The 16,325-nt window shown below is 35.4% G+C and carries 12 protein-coding genes and 1 tRNA gene; 3 read left to right on the top strand and 10 right to left on the bottom strand.

Annotated features, from left to right (window positions below; genetic code table 11):
- Window position 1: 1 nt before the first annotated feature.
- Both ACIEHO_RS13220 and ACIEHO_RS13225 read right to left on the bottom strand, forming a co-directional pair.
- Window positions 2-1,558 carry a peptide MFS transporter gene (locus ACIEHO_RS13220; RefSeq protein ID WP_406972475.1) on the bottom strand — a complete coding sequence of 519 codons (1,557 nt, stop codon included), beginning with the start codon at window positions 1,556-1,558 and terminating at the stop codon, window positions 2-4.
- A 53-nt stretch (window positions 1,559-1,611) separates the two neighbouring features.
- A complete protein-coding gene (locus ACIEHO_RS13225) occupies window positions 1,612-3,849 on the bottom strand; it encodes a S9 family peptidase (RefSeq protein ID WP_406972511.1) in 2,238 nt (745 codons plus the stop codon).
- A 150-nt stretch (window positions 3,850-3,999) separates the two neighbouring features.
- Here ACIEHO_RS13225 and ACIEHO_RS13230 point away from each other — a divergent pair, with 150 nt between their 5' ends.
- Window positions 4,000-5,319 carry a hydroxymethylglutaryl-CoA reductase, degradative gene (locus tag ACIEHO_RS13230; protein WP_406972477.1) on the top strand — a complete coding sequence of 440 codons (1,320 nt, stop codon included), beginning with the start codon at window positions 4,000-4,002 and terminating at the stop codon, window positions 5,317-5,319.
- A complete protein-coding gene (locus tag ACIEHO_RS13235) occupies window positions 5,316-6,221 on the top strand; it encodes a GYDIA family GHMP kinase (protein WP_406972479.1) in 906 nt (301 codons plus the stop codon). Before ACIEHO_RS13230 ends, ACIEHO_RS13235 begins: the two co-directional genes overlap by 4 nt.
- 111 nt (window positions 6,222-6,332) lie before the next feature.
- Here ACIEHO_RS13235 and ACIEHO_RS13240 read toward each other — a convergent pair whose 3' ends face one another.
- The 7 genes from ACIEHO_RS13240 to ACIEHO_RS13270 all read right to left on the bottom strand — a co-directional run bounded on the left by ACIEHO_RS13240 (window position 6,333) and on the right by ACIEHO_RS13270 (window position 14,215).
- Window positions 6,333-8,462 carry a peptidylprolyl isomerase gene (locus ACIEHO_RS13240; RefSeq protein ID WP_406972481.1) on the bottom strand — a complete coding sequence of 710 codons (2,130 nt, stop codon included), beginning with the start codon at window positions 8,460-8,462 and terminating at the stop codon, window positions 6,333-6,335.
- 212 nt (window positions 8,463-8,674) lie between these two features.
- The gene (locus ACIEHO_RS13245) at window positions 8,675-9,964 is read right to left on the bottom strand and encodes a hemolysin family protein (protein WP_406972483.1); all 1,290 of its coding nucleotides are present in this window, start codon (window positions 9,962-9,964) and stop codon (window positions 8,675-8,677) included.
- Window positions 9,965-10,159 (bottom strand): hypothetical protein, encoded by a 195-nt coding sequence (locus ACIEHO_RS13250; protein WP_406972486.1) that lies wholly within the window; start codon window positions 10,157-10,159, stop codon window positions 9,965-9,967.
- A gap of 62 nt (window positions 10,160-10,221) precedes the next feature.
- A complete protein-coding gene (gene lptC, locus ACIEHO_RS13255) occupies window positions 10,222-10,776 on the bottom strand; it encodes an LPS export ABC transporter periplasmic protein LptC (protein WP_406972488.1) in 555 nt (184 codons plus the stop codon).
- A complete protein-coding gene (locus ACIEHO_RS13260; RefSeq protein ID WP_406972490.1) occupies window positions 10,776-12,155 on the bottom strand; it encodes a hypothetical protein in 1,380 nt (459 codons plus the stop codon). The genes lptC and ACIEHO_RS13260 overlap by 1 nt, the downstream gene beginning before the upstream one ends.
- Before the next feature lie 18 nt (window positions 12,156-12,173).
- A complete protein-coding gene (locus ACIEHO_RS13265; RefSeq protein ID WP_406972492.1) occupies window positions 12,174-13,487 on the bottom strand; it encodes a hypothetical protein in 1,314 nt (437 codons plus the stop codon).
- Window positions 13,484-14,215, bottom strand: coding sequence for a type III pantothenate kinase (locus tag ACIEHO_RS13270; RefSeq protein ID WP_406972494.1), 732 nt, complete (start codon window positions 14,213-14,215; stop codon window positions 13,484-13,486). The genes ACIEHO_RS13265 and ACIEHO_RS13270 overlap by 4 nt, the downstream gene beginning before the upstream one ends.
- A gap of 184 nt (window positions 14,216-14,399) precedes the next feature.
- On the opposite strand from ACIEHO_RS13270, the gene ACIEHO_RS13275 reads away from it, so the two are divergent.
- Window positions 14,400-14,472: transfer RNA gene (locus tag ACIEHO_RS13275), tRNA-Phe, on the top strand.
- A gap of 60 nt (window positions 14,473-14,532) precedes the next feature.
- Here the strand turns inward: ACIEHO_RS13275 and ACIEHO_RS13280 are convergent.
- Window positions 14,533-16,011 (bottom strand): PQQ-dependent sugar dehydrogenase, encoded by a 1,479-nt coding sequence (locus ACIEHO_RS13280; protein ID WP_406972496.1) that lies wholly within the window; start codon window positions 16,009-16,011, stop codon window positions 14,533-14,535.
- Between the last annotated feature and the right edge of the window lie 314 nt (window positions 16,012-16,325).

Genomic DNA, 16,325 nt, shown 5'->3' on the forward strand with positions numbered 1-16,325 from the left:
TTTAGTTGTCTGCCAGTTCAAAACCTTCTGCTTCATCATAATGCATCATTCGTTCATTATCTTCTGCTCCATGGGTTAATCGTTTTAATGGCTTAAGAAGGAAAATAAATAATGTACCCACTATAACTGTAAAAATCAATATTCCTGAAAAGATAGTATATTCCCCAAATTCTGAGGCAGACTCGCCTACAATACCGGCTACTTTATTTCCCAATCCAGATGACGCGAAATAAACCCCCATCATCAAGGATGCATATTTAGCTGGAGCTAGTTTCGTTATAAAAGATAGTGCCACTGGAGATAAACACAATTCACCCAACGTATGAAACAAATAAGCTAACACTAACCAAATCATACTTGAAGTTCCTGATTTTTCAAATTCCATAGCTGCAAATACCATAAACAAAAAGCCAAAGCCCATTATTATAATACCTAAAGCCATTTTAAATAATGAAGAGGCTTCTTTTCCCTTTAATTGTCTTTTTGCCCAAATACTTGCTACTAATGTTGCAAATAAAATAATAAAACCGGCGTTCAAACTTTGAAACATTACCGTTGGGATTTCCCATCCAAATAGTACTCTATCGGTTTTGGTATCGGTGTAAAGATTCATCAAGCCACCTGCTTGCTCAAAAGCCCCCCAGAAAATAATTACCATGATGAATGAGAGCAGTAATACCACAAAACGGTCTTTGTAAACTTGTGAGTTCAATTCTCTGTAAATCATCATCATCAAAGCCGCAATGGCGGTTAAGAACACAAACAACAAGCCGTAACCCCAATCCATAAAATACCAACCTATAAAAGAGGCTAAAAGCAATATACCAGTAATAACCAATTGTTTTGGCGAACTAAAAAGTTTGGAGTAGAGTTTGCCATAAGACACTTCATCTTCATCATTTGTACTAGGCTCGAAGTTCCCAACTTGACTTAAATATTTTTTTCCACCAATGTAGTTAATCAGCCCTAAAACCATTACAACCCCTGCCAAACCAAATCCGGCATGCCAACCCCATTCAACAACTACCAGACCAACAGTTAATGTAGCTAACAAGGAACCTAAATTAATACCAATGTAAAAAATACTAAAACCTTTATCTCTTCTAATATCACCTTGCTTATAAAGTCCGCCAACCATAGTTGATATATTGGGTTTTAACAACCCCACGCCGAGTATCACCAAACCAAGGCCTGTATAAAATGCCCAAATATCAGTTAACACCAAAACACCGTGGCCGAGACACAGAATAACGGCCCCCCACAACACAGCCTTTTTCTGCCCAATTAGTTTATCGGCAATCATTCCCCCGGGAATAGACATGACATAGACCAACATGGTGTACCAGCCATACAGTGCCAAAGCTTCTTGATTGGTCCAGCCCAAACCTGCTCCTCTAGGATCTGTTCCCATAGCATTAGTAGTCATGTAAAGTACCAGCAACGCTCTCATACCATAGTATGAAAAACGCTCCCACATTTCAGTTAAAAATAAAATATACAAACCTATGGGCTGCCCAAATAGTTCTTTTTGATGCGGTTTTAAAGCTGATTCTGACATATTTGTTATTCTTGGTTAGTTATTTATAGTTATCTTTTAACTTTTTCTTATTCTTATTTTTCTTCCTTAGCTATTTTATCGCCGAGCGTTTCGTTAATAAAATTGGTCATTTTTTTGTATAAATGAAGCCTTGTATTGCCTCCATAAATACCATGATTTTTATCGGGATATATCGCCCAATCAAATTGTTTATCGGCCTGAATTAAGGCCTCGGCAAGTCGCATGGTATTTTGCACATGTACATTATCATCTCCAGAACCATGTACCAAAAGAAAATCACCCTTTAATTTATCAACATGATTAATTGGTGAGTTATCGTCATAGCCTGATGGGTTTTCTTGAGGAGTTGTCATAAAACGTTCTGTATAAATGGAATCATAAAAACGCCAACTACCTACCGGAGCAACAGCAATGGCCATTTTAAACACATTGTTTCCTTGAAACAACGCATTGCTACTCAGGTAACCTCCATAACTCCAACCCCATATTCCTATTCGGCTGGAATCAATATACGACAATTCGCCCAGTTGCTTTGCTGCTGTAATTTGGTCTTCAACTTCATACTTACCAAGTTGGTTTTGAGTTACTTTTTTAAAAGCAGCACCCTTGTAACCCGTACCGCGTCCATCAACACAAGCAATTACGTAGCCTTTCTGTGTCAAATATTGAAACCAATAATCATTTGGCTCGTTCCATTGGTTTTTAACCTCCTGCGAACCTGGACCAGAATATTGATACATTAACAATGGATATTGTTGATTTTCATCAAAATCGGCAGGCTTAATCATCCACATATTTAAATCGTTTCCGTTAACATGGATAGTACTAAATTCCTTTTTTGAAGTCTTATAGTTCGACAACTTTTGGGCAAGCACATCGTTATCTTCAATGCTTTTGATGACATTTCCTGAAGAGGCACTATTTAATGTATATTCAGGTGGTGTTGTAGCACTTGAAAAGGTATTGATAAAATATGAGTAATCCGTGTTAAAAACGGCATTATTCGTGCCAACAGTTTTAGTCAACCGTTCTTTATTTCTACCATTTAATTTTATGGAATAAACGTCTCTATTTATAGATCCATTTTCAGTAGATTGATAAAAAACCGTGCTGTTATCTTCGTCATAACCATAATAATTAGTGACCTCCCAATTGCCCTTTGTTACCTGATTAATTAACTTTCCATCTTTATTGTAGTGATAAATATGATTAAAACCATCTTTTTCACTAGTCCAAATAAAACTATCATCCTTTAAAAAGGTTAAGCTAGTGGATAATTCAACATAAGCATCATCTTCTTCAGCAACCACCAAATCAGCCTTATTCTTTTCAGTATTTATCATCCATAAGTCCAGTTCGTTTTGATGGCGGTTCATATATTGTGCGCTCAACACATTTGGATTCTGGGTCCATTTCATTCTTGGAATATAAAAATCGTTATAAGCCTTATCAACTTCAACCTTATTTGTTTTTTTTGTGCCTAAACTATAAATGTGAAGTGATACTTTTGAGTTAGGTTCACCTGCCTTAGGGTACTTAAAAACCTGTTGTGTTTGATAGAGATCTTGACCATAAATATCCATTGAAAATTCGGGCACCTCGGTTTCGTCAAAACGTATGAATGCTATCTTGTTGCTATCTGCATTCCAATCAAAGGCACGAACAAACGTAAAAGGTTTTTTAAAGGACACCGGGCTTTCCGAAAACTCCTCTTGGTAAACCCAATCGCCAATACCGTTTATTATTTCGTTCTTCTTTCCGTCAAAAGTAATTTGGGTTGTTTTTTCAGAACCTAAATCTTTTATAAATAAATTATTTTCTTTGGCAAAAACCACCTTGGTACCATCTGGTGAAAACAGGGGTTCTTGTATTTTGTCTTCGTCAATTAAAGACAAACTCGTTCTCTTTACATCATAGACAAAATAGTGCCCCTTTGAAGACCACCTATATATAGATTCTTGGTTTGTGGCCAAAAGCAACTTCTGCTCATCCTTACTAAATGTATAATCGGTAAAATAAGGAATGGCATCCAGGTTGGCACTGCTTACCAAAGTATTTACTTTTTTCAAAGTTTTGTAATCGTAAACATCAACTGAAGTGCTTCGCGTACCTCGGTCAAAATTTAAAACCGAATACTGTTGGCCATTGTTCATGGAGTGCAAAGCATCCATGCTTTCCGTTCTGAAAGTTCCATATTTCCAAATGTCTTCAAGGGTAATTTCTTTGGTCTGCGCCGATAAAAATGAAGTTATAAATAAGCAAACACAAAAGGAGTATTTTCGGTAATTCATCAAAAAAAATATTTTTTTCATAAAATGAAGTCAAGTTTACTAAAAATTATGCAAAAAACGCAAATATTAACACTTAAATAACGTCGTTTTAATACGCATATTCCATATTCATATCAAGAGTGGTATCTTTGCATGGCTAACTAACAAATTATGAGTAAACCCATCGCCGGCTTTTCAAAACTATCCAAGTCAAAAAAAATTGAATGGATTGTAAACACCTATTTTTCGGATGCCCATGATGCCCGAGATATTTTAGAACAATATTGGAATAGTAATGAAAAACTGCAACAACTGCATGATGAGTTTATTGAAAACACCATAACCAACTATTATTTACCACTTGGCGTTGCTCCAAACTTTTTAATTAACGGCAAACTTTACACCATTCCAATGGCAATTGAGGAAAGTTCGGTAGTCGCAGCAGCAAGTAAGGCTGCCAAATTTTGGTTGAAAAGAGGTGGTTTTAAAACCCAAGTGATTTCAACCACCAAAATTGGGCAGGTTCATTTTATTTACAACGGAGATTTTGAAAAATTACAGGTATACTTCAACCATGTAAAGTCCAAACTTATTGAAGACACCGAGGACATTAGCAAAAACATGAAAAAACGTGGCGGTGGCATATTAGATATTGAATTAAGAAACAAAACCCAAGACATTCCTAATTATTACCAGCTACATGCCTCTTTTGAGACACTAAATGCTATGGGCGCAAATTTTATAAACTCATGTTTAGAGCAGTTTGCTAAAACATTTAAGACAGAAGCCCTGTCGTTTCATTTATTTTCCGAAGAGGAAAAACAAATGGATGTGGTTATGAGCATTTTATCAAATTATGTTCCCGATTGTTTGGTTAGAGCCGAAGTAAGTTGTAAAGTTGAAGATTTAAACGAAGGCCATATTTCTGGCGAAGCCTTTGCCAAAAAGTTTGTCCGTGCAGTTAGGATAGCTGAAGTTGAGCCCTTCAGAGCAGTTACGCATAACAAAGGTGTGATGAACGGTATTGATGCCGTTGTTCTAGCCACAGGCAATGATTTTAGGGCCATTGAAGCTGGCGTACATGCCTATGCCTCAAGAAAAGGTCGCTATAGCAGTTTAACCTACGCAAAAGTTGAAGATGGTATTTTTAAATTTTGGATTGAAATACCTTTAGCCTTAGGTACTGTTGGTGGTTTAACTGGATTACACCCATTAGTAAAATTAGCACTGGAATTATTACATAATCCTTCAGCCAAAGAGTTAATGCAAATTGTTGCCGTTGCAGGTTTAGCACAAAACTTTGCAGCATTGCGTTCGCTTACCACAACGGGCATACAACAGGGGCATATGAAAATGCATTTAATGAATATTTTAAATCAGTTTGAAGCCAACGACAAAGAAAAGGAGCAATTAACAGATTATTTTAAAGACAAAACTGTTACGCATAGCGCAGTAACCAAAGCCATCAAACAACTAAGACTGAAGGGTTGAAAAATTTCAAGAGCAACGGAAAATTATTGATAACCGGCGAATATGTAGTGCTCGATGGGGCGTTATCTATTGCTGTTCCTACTAAATTTGGACAATCTTTATCCATCGAACCTATTGATAATCCAAAAATTTTCTGGAAAAGTTTGGATGAAAAAGGTGAGGTTTGGTTTGAAAATGAGTTTTTTTTAAATAAAACGATCTTGACTAAGAATTCCGCTAACGACGTTTCGAAAAGACTTATTCAAATCTTAAATGCTGTAAAAACACTGAATCCTAGTTTTTTAAATCATTCCGAAGGATATAAAGTAATAACCAAGCTGGATTTTCCGAAAAATTGGGGACTGGGTACTTCTTCCACCTTAATTAATAATATCGCGAAATGGGCAAATATTGACGCATATCAGCTTTTGGACAAAACCTTTGGTGGTAGTGGATACGATATTGCCTGTGCACAAAATAATAGTGCCATTACTTACCAAATAAAAAATAACACTCCAACGATAAATCTAATAGATTTTAATCCTGAGTTTAAAGGCCATTTATACTTCATACACTTAAACAAAAAACAAAACAGCCGAGAGGGCATAAAACATTATCATGCCAATAAAGGCAATTCTAAAGAAATAATTAAACAAATTAATGAACTTACAGAAAAAACGATAGCGGCCAAAAGTCTTGCAGAATTTGAATCTTTATTACAATTACATGAAGTCTTAATTGGAAAAATCACTAATCAGACACCGGTAAAGCATTTGCTTTTCAAAGATTTTAATGGTGCTATTAAAAGTCTCGGTGCGTGGGGGGGCGATTTTATTTTAGCAACTTCTACAACCGATCCAACAACGTATTTTAAAACTAAAGGTTTTAATACGGTTATTCCCTATTGTGATATGGTGCTGTAAATTTAATTTTTGTAGCACTTAAAGAAATTCCAACTAACAATCGAAAACATTCTTAAACAAAAAAACTCCGAATAACGGAGCTTTTAATTTACATTCTATATAACTTCTTTTTTATTGAATTTGAATTTGCACTCTGTTATCTTCAATATCCGCAGCATTTTTTAATGCGTTGTATACTTTTGAGTTAACTGCACTTGCCTTTTGGGTAGCTACACGGTTTGCGGAAGCTTGATAATTATCCAACTCAACTGCAGGTGTCTTTTTAATTACCTGTATCATATAGACACCATTAGAACCATCAATTAAGTTTGATGTTTCTCCTTCATCCAACCCAAAAGCAGCTCCTACCACTAATGGTTCTCTACCTGCCCCAGAAATAGTTGGGTTTTTCATGTTAACACCATTAGCCGTTCTAACAGTTGTTTTTTCGGCTGCCGCTAAATCTTCCAATGTCGTTGCAGAAACACGTTCTCTAATAATTTCAGATTTCTTTTCTTTTTTAAGTATAGGCAAAACTTGGGCCGTAGCATCTTCAGCAGACATCAATCCTGCTTCATGCTTAGCCACTAATTGTGCTATAACATAACCACCAGGTATATTGAAACGTTTGATTTCACCAACCTCAGACTCTTCGTTAAAAGACCATCGAACAATCTGTCTTTGGTTGCCTACTCCAGGAATACTTTCATCTAAAGCCTTCATACCGTTTACCGGTCTTACAGTAAAACCACTTTCCTTAGCAACGCCTTCAAAATCACCTTTACCTGCTTCTATTTCAAAATTTGAAGCATCTCTAAAAACTTTATCGGTTGTAGCTTCAGAAGGTTCTATTTTTCTTGCAATAGTTCCAACCTGAACTGCTTTTTTAGGGTCTTTTTGACCTTCAATTTCTATAATATGGAAACCGAAAACAGTTTTTACAACCCCTAAATCTCCTGTTTTACCTTCAAACTCAAAGTCATTAAATTCAGGAACCATGGTATTGTACGGATGCCAATCGTAACGACCACCCTTATCTACACTACCTTGATCTGATGAAAAATCAGTAACAAAATCTGGAAATTTTGAACGATTTGTTTTTAAAACAGCCAACAAACTATCGGCCGTATTTTTAGCTTCTGTTTCAGTTTGTGTTACATCTGGACCTGCACTTTGTGCTCCCACAAACGGAATTAATATATGACGGACTTTTGCTGAATCTGGTATTTGCTTTACGGCAACAACTTTAGAAATCTTAAAGTAGCTATTGTCTTTGTATGGGCCATAAACTTCACCTTCGTTTAAGCCAATGATATCATCAGCCACCTCAGTTGGTAAACTTGACTTAAATAAGAAACGATCATCAAACTTTAGATCAGACCTAGTTATCGAGTTGATGTATTCTTCATTATCCTTTACATCTGAAAAAGCAACAATAGTATCTTTTCTTCCTCTTTCATCAACCAACCTTCCGTTCACATAAGTTTCAAGCTCCGCTTTTATATTAGCTTCATCCTCTACAGAAGCAACTTCATCAAACTGAACGAAGCGAATATCTCTTGACGCCTCTACTTCAAATTGCTTTTTGTTGTCTTTAATGTAGCTTGAAATATCAGATTTTGAAACCTGAACCGTACTATCTGGAATCGTACTATAAGATACTTGAACGTATTTTATATCTACCTTGTTACCTTCTAACTTGTGCTCTAATTCACCCTCGGCTAAAGTACCTGTTAACCCAGCTTTTACCATGTTAAAGTAATTTTGGTTTAGGGCGTTTAGCGATAATTGGTTTTCGTAGTTTATCCAACCTTCGTAACCGGCAGCACTAGTTTCTTTTAAATTGGCAATATATTCGTTCAACTTATTTTCATCGAATAGGCCAGCTTCATTTTGAAACTCTGGGCTAGATGCCAAGGCTGTTTTTAACAAATCACGCATTTGGTCTTTTTCAACAGAAATACCAAGTTCTTCAAACTGACTTTCCATAACCGCCTGTCTTACCTCTTGATCCCAAACACGGTTCATTACCTGAGTGTTTGTTGCATTGGGTCCTGCTTGGCGTTGTGCTGCTTCTACTTTTTGCAAGAAATCTTCGCGAGTAATATCTTTTCCGTTTATGGTTGCCACTACATTTTGCGACTTCGAAGTAAGGGCGTCGCTGTTTCTAAACAAATCTGCCAACACAAAAGAGAATAGCGCCAATGCTATGATTAGTATTAAGAATAGTGAACGTTGTCTTATCTTATTTAAAACTGCCATTTGTAAATTAAATTTTAATTACCCAAAAGTTTGGATTTGTTGTTAAGTTGGTGTCAATTACGCAATAACCGACAAAAATATCGTGCGCGAAAATACCATTTTCTATTTAATAATAAAAGGGTTATTTACTTATTGTGATGTTAAAAACAATTTGAACTGAAATCCAAAGTTCTTTTAAGAAGAAGTTAAACAGCGACTGAAAGGTTAATTTTTTAATCGTCCTCTAACATTTTGAGTTCAACCAGGTCAATCTTGGTGTTCGATACAGCCAATACGGTAAACTGAAAGTTATCAATTTTAACCACATCGTTTTTTGCAGGAATCTCTTCGGTGTGGTTAACAATAAGACCTCCTAAGGTTTCATAATTCTCGCCTTCGGGCAGGTTTACTTTATAGGTTTCGTTGAGATAATCAACCTCTAACCTTGCAGAAAAATGGTAGGTATCCTTATCAGTTTTCTCCTCAATTGAATCATCAGAATCGTGTTCGTCTTCAATTTCCCCAAAAAGTTCTTCTATAATGTCCTCCACCGTCATTATCCCCGAAGTTCCCCCATATTCGTCTAAAACCACAGCAATGCTGCGTCGCTTTTTAGTAAGTACGCTCAACACATCCTTTATAAGAACGGTTTCAGGCACAAACTCAACAGGTGTAAGCATGGCCCGTATGGTTTTGGCTTTTTTAAACAGCTCGAAAGAATGCACATATCCCAAAATATCGTCAATAGTGTCTTTATAGACCAAAATTTTAGTCCGTCCAGTTTCAGTAAAAAGGGTGTTTAATGATTTTACCGTATCGTTAATTTCTACCGCGATTATTTCAGTACGAGGTATCATAACTTCCCTGGCTTTAACTTCGGAAAATTCCAGAGCATTTTGAAAAATCTGTATTTCACTATCTACATTATCATGCTCTTCAACAGCCTCCATTTGCTCGCTGATGTAATTCCCTAGCTCTACTTTAGTAAATGCCAATTGAATTTGGTCTCCTTCGGTTTTAAAGAATGCTTTTAAAATAATATCTGAAATCCAAATGACAAACTCTGATATTAAGGTGAACAGCATATAAAAAAAGTATGCTGGCACAGCCAAAGCCTTTACTAAGGTATTAGCATAAATCTGGAAAAATACCTTGGGCAAAAATTCGGCGGTAATTAAAATAACGAAAGTTGATATAACCGTTTGGGATAATAAACTTAAATCGTTTAACAGATAGTTTACAAAAGCACTATTGGTAGGCAGCATGGACTGAAACCAGTTTACTAACAAATCACCCATAAAAAAACCGTAAACCACTAACGCAATATTGTTGCCAATTAGCATGGTGGTAATAAATTTTGAAGGTCTGGCCGTAAGTTTCCTTAATGCTTTGGCAAGCAGCCCATCTTGTTTTTTTTCAATTTCAATATGGATTTTGTTAGACGACACATAGGCAATTTCCATACCTGAAAAAAAGGCCGAAAGGATGAGTGAAGTTATTATGATGATTACATAAACGCTCATTTATTTTGAATCATCTTTGTTATCATATTTTTTTCTAAACCTTTGCCTAAAGAAAAACATAAAAACCGCCAAACCAGATAAGGCTAGTGATACATAGGCACCATGGGTTCCATCGTTCCATTTCGTGATAGCGTCATAAAGAAACAAAACAGCAAAAACCAAATAGGCGTATTGAAAAATCTTAGAAAATTTCATGAATAAATATTTAGGGTATAAAGATAATTAAAATTGAATTGCTCAGTACAGAAGGTTATTATTTATTCTTCGATAGTAATTATACCCGTAACCTCGAGCACTTGGGCATTTTCAAATTTTGAATCGGAGTCAAAACCATTTCCCTTAATAAGATCTTGTTTAATTTGAAATTCAACCGTTTTGTTGGTAAATAACCAATCTTTTTTTTGATCGTAGTAAAGTTGATCGGTTTTTAAAACATTATTGTCGTGTGTAGTGATAACCACGTTGCTTCGCATGTCTATTAAATCGGTATTCTTATAAACAATGGCGTAATCGGCCACTATAGTATTTTTGTTATTGTCTTTATCGTATACATACAAAGTAACGCCATCGACAAACTCATAGAAAGGAAAATCGCGATTGGTGTAATCCAACATTTTTGTACTGATAAGGTTAGCAGAAACCCTACCAGAATCGGTATACTTTACGTTCATATTATAATCTACACCAATGGGTTCGTTTTCTGAAATACCAATTTTTTGTACCTCCTTCAAACTGTCGTTGCATGAAAAAAACATAGTCACAATAAATATTGTGACTATGTTAAATATGTTATGTAAAAACCTTTGTTTCATTACATTTTTGGCACTGTTACAGAACGCCCAATCCAACAACCAATATTTATAGTTTCTCCTGATCTACCAGAACTGAAAACATCAGCTCTTGATGGTGCCTTTGCCTCATAATTTGCCTTAGATTGCGCTGCAGCCTTACGAAGTGTCGGGTCTATATTAGCAGCCTTTTGGGCCTCTTTGGCTGCCAACCAATATACGGCTCGTTTATTAAAGGTTGTATCACCACAATTATTGGCACTTGACGCATACATGGCTGCAATAGCCAAATAAGGACGACCGTTTGATGGGTTTAATTTAAGAGCATTAGCGTAATAGTTTCTTGCTTTGCCATAGCTTCCTCTAGCTTTTAGCTTAGTGGCAATTCTATAGTATAGTTTTGATTTTTGGAAATCATCAGTTTCTAAACTAATGGCTTGCTCAAAAAATTGAATAGCACCATTGGTATCTCCTTCTTTATCTTTCAACAACCCTAAATAGTAGGCTGACTTTGATGACGGACTTAAATCGTGGTAAGCATTTACCAATTTAAAGAACAAGGGGTCTGATGTACAGTCTTTTTGAGACATTTGCCCAGCGGCTCTTTGTAACCAAACCGCATTGGTTTTGTTCTCTTCAAAATCTCTTTGGAAAATTGGAATTAAATTATCACAATTTGCTCTAGGACCTAACTTTCCATCAACACTCTCTGAAATCTGATCGTAAGCCTTTAAGTAGCTTTCGTAATATCTCTTATAACTTTTTTCTTTACTCGTATAAGTTGCACCTGTTGAATCCTTTTCAATAAGTTTATTTAGCTTTTCGGAATAGTTTTTAACCTCTTCTTCTACTTTCTCTACTACATCATCATACTTACTAAACAATTCTGCAGCTGGTTTTTTCCCTTCATCATACAAATCAACCATTAAAGAAAAGTAAGTATATAAGCTTTTGGGATTTGTGAAAGTAGCCTTATCATCATTGTACGCAGCGTTAAAGCACTCGTACAACTCTTCTTTTGTTTTACCAAGTTCTTTTCTGTTGTCATACATCAACTGGCAAGCTTTCGAGGCATACTCTCCTTTTGGTGTTTTACTAGAAAAATGTTCTGCTCTTTGCTCCCACATTTTTAAAAGATCGTTTATTAAAGCCACCTTTTCAGAGCCAGATGCTCTTTCTATTTTATCCTCCAAAATCTTCTCACCATCTACATAAATGGCATTATTAAACTTTGGACATTTATTTCTCACCGCCATCCATGGTTCGTAGGCTGCATCGTAATTTTTTGCTTTTGTATATTCATGGAAAATAGACAACTTGGTCATACACTCTTCATCTTGCTGTGCAAAACCAAAACCTAATCCAATAAATAAAAACGCTAATAAAGTAATTTTAGTTTTCATGATAATAATTTTGTTCTTTTAATCATATTTTCTTTTCTGAAACCATCTATCGTTCAAAGATAAACTTAATTGGACATTAATAAAATTCTCTTGTATTAAATTGCCATTGGTAGTTCCTCTTTTTCCAAATTCGACACCTAAATTGACGTTGGACAACAATCTGGCGTCTCCAACTGGCAAACCTACTCCAAAAGATATGCCAAACTCTTTGATAGGCTCATTTTTAATTTTTAATCCCGTTTCTTCATTCCTGATTCCAGCTCTGTAAACCACACGTTTCCAAAAACTATCAAATGAATTATAGTCCGGAATATAAAAACCACCTAACGAAAATCTATAGGCGTCTTCGTAAGTTGTTTGGCCAGAAGAATACAATTCATTATTAAAATTACTTGTTTTCTGAAAACTGGTTTCTGCACCTACAAACCATTTTCTAGGTCTACCTATACCAGCGCCAAAGGTTAATTGCGTGGGCATAACCAGATTAGTTTCATCAAGCCCCATGGCTTCTAAATCGGTTTGAATAGTATTTACTATAAATTCCTGTCCTGATAAATTAACACTAACTGTAGAAAACGACCTTTCGTTTTTTGAAGTTAATTTGCTCTCTGGAGTAAAAGTTACACTTGAAACAAGCTCCAAGTTATTTTTTAACATTGTTTTATAGGACACTCCCAAATTAACATTTAAACCACTTAAATCGGACCTATTTCTTTCACTTGTTTGATACTGAGTGGGTGCGCCATTATCATATTGATAGCTTAACACACTATTTTGAATATTTCCAAAATTATAATGTACATCAAAACCTGCCGTTAAACCTTTTGCTATTTGATAGCCGAAACCTAAAAAGACCTTATTAACACCACCTTCACCTTTAAACCTACTGTCAATATCTTCATTATCGTTTAAAGACTCTAACTTATATCCTACTGAGGTATAAGGCAATAAACCAAATCCAAAACCGAATTTCCCTAAAGGAACCGATAGCGCCAAATAGTCAAAAGTTGTAGACGATGCTTTATCACTAGTAGTCTCGCTCTTTAAATCTCTACTGGAATAACTGCCTCCAACAGTGAATTTAACAGGCCTGCTCTCCCCTCCAAAAGGATAGATGCCAACATTTTCTCCTGCATAGGACGATGGATTACGTAAATTAACATGAATACTATCGTTATATATGCTTAGACCACCCATGCTTCGGTTTTCAACAGTTCCTTTTAATTTAAGGCTACCTATGCCGTAAAAAGAATAGGGGGAGGCTGTCCCTTCTTGTCCGTAACTAAAAATAGTAAATACTAAAGCAAAAACTAATACAAGTTTTTTTGTCATTCGTCCGAGTTATATTGTAAAATAAAGTTTAAACCTTCTAAAAGAAAATTAAGATTGGCAAATATGCTACTTTTTAATTGCTTTGACAAAAATTTAGCGTCGCCTCCTGTTAAAATAACTGTTAAATCTGGATATTTAAGTTTATAAGATTCTATTACACCATCTATTTCGTTTAAAATACCATTAACCACTCCTGAGTGTATAGACTGTTCTGTAGAGGCTCCGGTTATTTTCTTTGGGATTTCAGTATTTAAAAACGGTAAATTGGCCGTTAAATTATGTAAAGACTCATAGCGCATGCGCAAACCTGGAGAGATGGCCCCTCCCAAATAATGGTTTTGGGAATTAATAAAATCGTATGTTATACAAGTACCCGCATCAATAATTAGCACATCGTTTTTTGGAAACTGACTAACTGACGCACTAACTAAAGCCATTCTATCGACCCCCAAGGTTTTGGGCGTTTCGTATAAATTGGTAAAAGGCAAATCAGTATCTGAATTTAAAACCAGTAAATTGAAATAATTTGAAATTTGATGAACATCATTTGAATTAAGCCTTCCGACCGAAGACACGATGGCTCTTTCTATAGAAACAAAATCATGCCTCACCCTTTCGATGGCCTTTAAAACTGATTCTATCTTAACAGTATTCCTGTATTCTAAAAGAGAACCATTGAATACAGCCAACTTAACATACGTATTCCCTACATCTATAATTAAGTTCATTTTAATTCTAAAAATGGCTAAATTTACAAAACCACTAACAATATTTAACTAATAACGCCTTATTATATTAAATATAAATGAGTTAATGTTTAGGGTGCAAAAAAATAGGGTTGCTTTATATTTTTTTGCATTTTTATTTTGGGTAATTATAAAAATGAGCATATATTTGCAACCGCTTTGGCGAGGTACCTTAGCTCAGTTGGTAGAGCAAAGGACTGAAAATCCTTGTGTCCCTGGTTCGATTCCTGGAGGTACCACAAAAAAAACCCTGAAACAGTAATGTTTACAGGGTTTTTTGTTTTTGAAAGTAGTTCCCATTAGTACAGAACCACTTGTTTTTGCAAAAATCTATTTCCAGAGGAAAGCTTTAAAACATAAACTCCAGCAGGAAACCCTTCAATTTTTATTTCATTCAGGCCTAATTTTAGCTCTTCAGATTGTTTTACAATTTGACCGACAGAATTTATTAATTCAGCTTTAAAACCTTTATTGTATTTTTCGTTTAACTTAATAAACAATGAATGCTGAGCAGGATTGGGCCAAACTTTCAATGTTGATGCGAATTCATTTTCACCAATAGACAGTGCTTCATCGTATGCGAATCTCAATATAGAGCCCGGGTTATCTAGGCTTGTAACGACATTCATACTGGATTCGTCAGACGTTTTTCCTGATGAATCTGTTATAATATAAATTGATTTTCCGTCAGGAGACACTACTATGTCCCGATAACGATTTTGGGTATAAAAATGTTGAGTTATATTTTCCTGATCAACTACGGTACCGTTCTCATTTAGATTCAATTTGTAAATTCTTCCTCTTTTCAAGCTAGTGACAAGTAAAGAATTTTTCCATGAAGGAATCGTGTTACTTTCATAAATATCCATTCCTGAAGGCGCTATATTAGCTCGACACATCCAAGAATCGGTGCAATTTGGATCTTGCGGTGTAGTAGAAACAAACATAGACATTATAGGGTCTTGGTAATTTGAAGCTGTAAATGCGGTTTCGTTTGCGGCATTACAGATAGCTCCATCATGAAGGTTATCCTTAAGACCTGCAACATATGGCCAACCGTAATTTTTTCCTGAATTTATAATATTGACTTCATCATCAGAACTTGGTCCGTGCTCACTAGAATACAACACTCCATTACTACCTAAAACAAGTCCTTGAGGATTACGATGCCCATAAGAGTAAATATGGCTTCTTACATTATTAAGAATGGGATTATCTCCTGGAATAGATCCATCTGTATTAAGCCTTAAAATTTTACCCGGATATTTCGACCAATCTTCGGAATCAATTTCCTGCTGGGTTGGCAAAAATTGAGCCAAATTAGTTGAACAATCTCTATTCCCTTGATCGCCTATTGTATAATAAAGTTTACCATCGGTTCCAAAAACCAACTTACCTGAATTATGATCATTACTGGCAGGAAGATTTTCAATTAACACCAATGGAGATGACAAAGAACCGTCATTTCCATTCGAACTATAGGTATAGCGAACCAACTTTTGTTTGACATTATTTAAGCTAGTGCCAACAGAGTAGGATAAATAGACGTATGGACTTCCTGAAAGAAAACCGGCATCAAAAGCCAAACCTAAAAGCCCATCTTGTCCTCCACTTGAAAAAGCATCCGGTATTGTAATAAGCACATCTCTATTAGCCGTATTCAAATCTATCCTAACCACTATTCCATCATTCTTCTCTGTCACCCAAAGGTAACCATCTGGACCATAATTTAAATCTAATGGTGTATTCAGTAAATTATTAGATCCTATTTGACTCATTGTAAAAGTCACATCTTGACATTGAGCATTATAACCTATTAAAAACATAATAGAGCACAAAAGGCTCCTAAATAAGTGGGTAGAAAACATGAGATATTAGTTTAATTTTAATTGAGTTTAATCATAATAGCACACCTTAAAAATTCAAATAGTTAAAATTGAAATAAACTATAATAGTATTTAAAGTAAGCTATCCTATAATGGCCTAGCAATATACAACGAAGAAATGGCACATTCATATACAAACACAAAAAACCCTTCATATTTCTATGAAGGGTTTCCAAAAAAGGCAACGACCTACTCTCCCACAAACG

It is taken from the genome of Flavisericum labens, from assembly GCF_045446075.1.
GTDB classification, from domain to species: Bacteria; Bacteroidota; Bacteroidia; order Flavobacteriales; family Flavobacteriaceae; genus Flavisericum; species Flavisericum labens.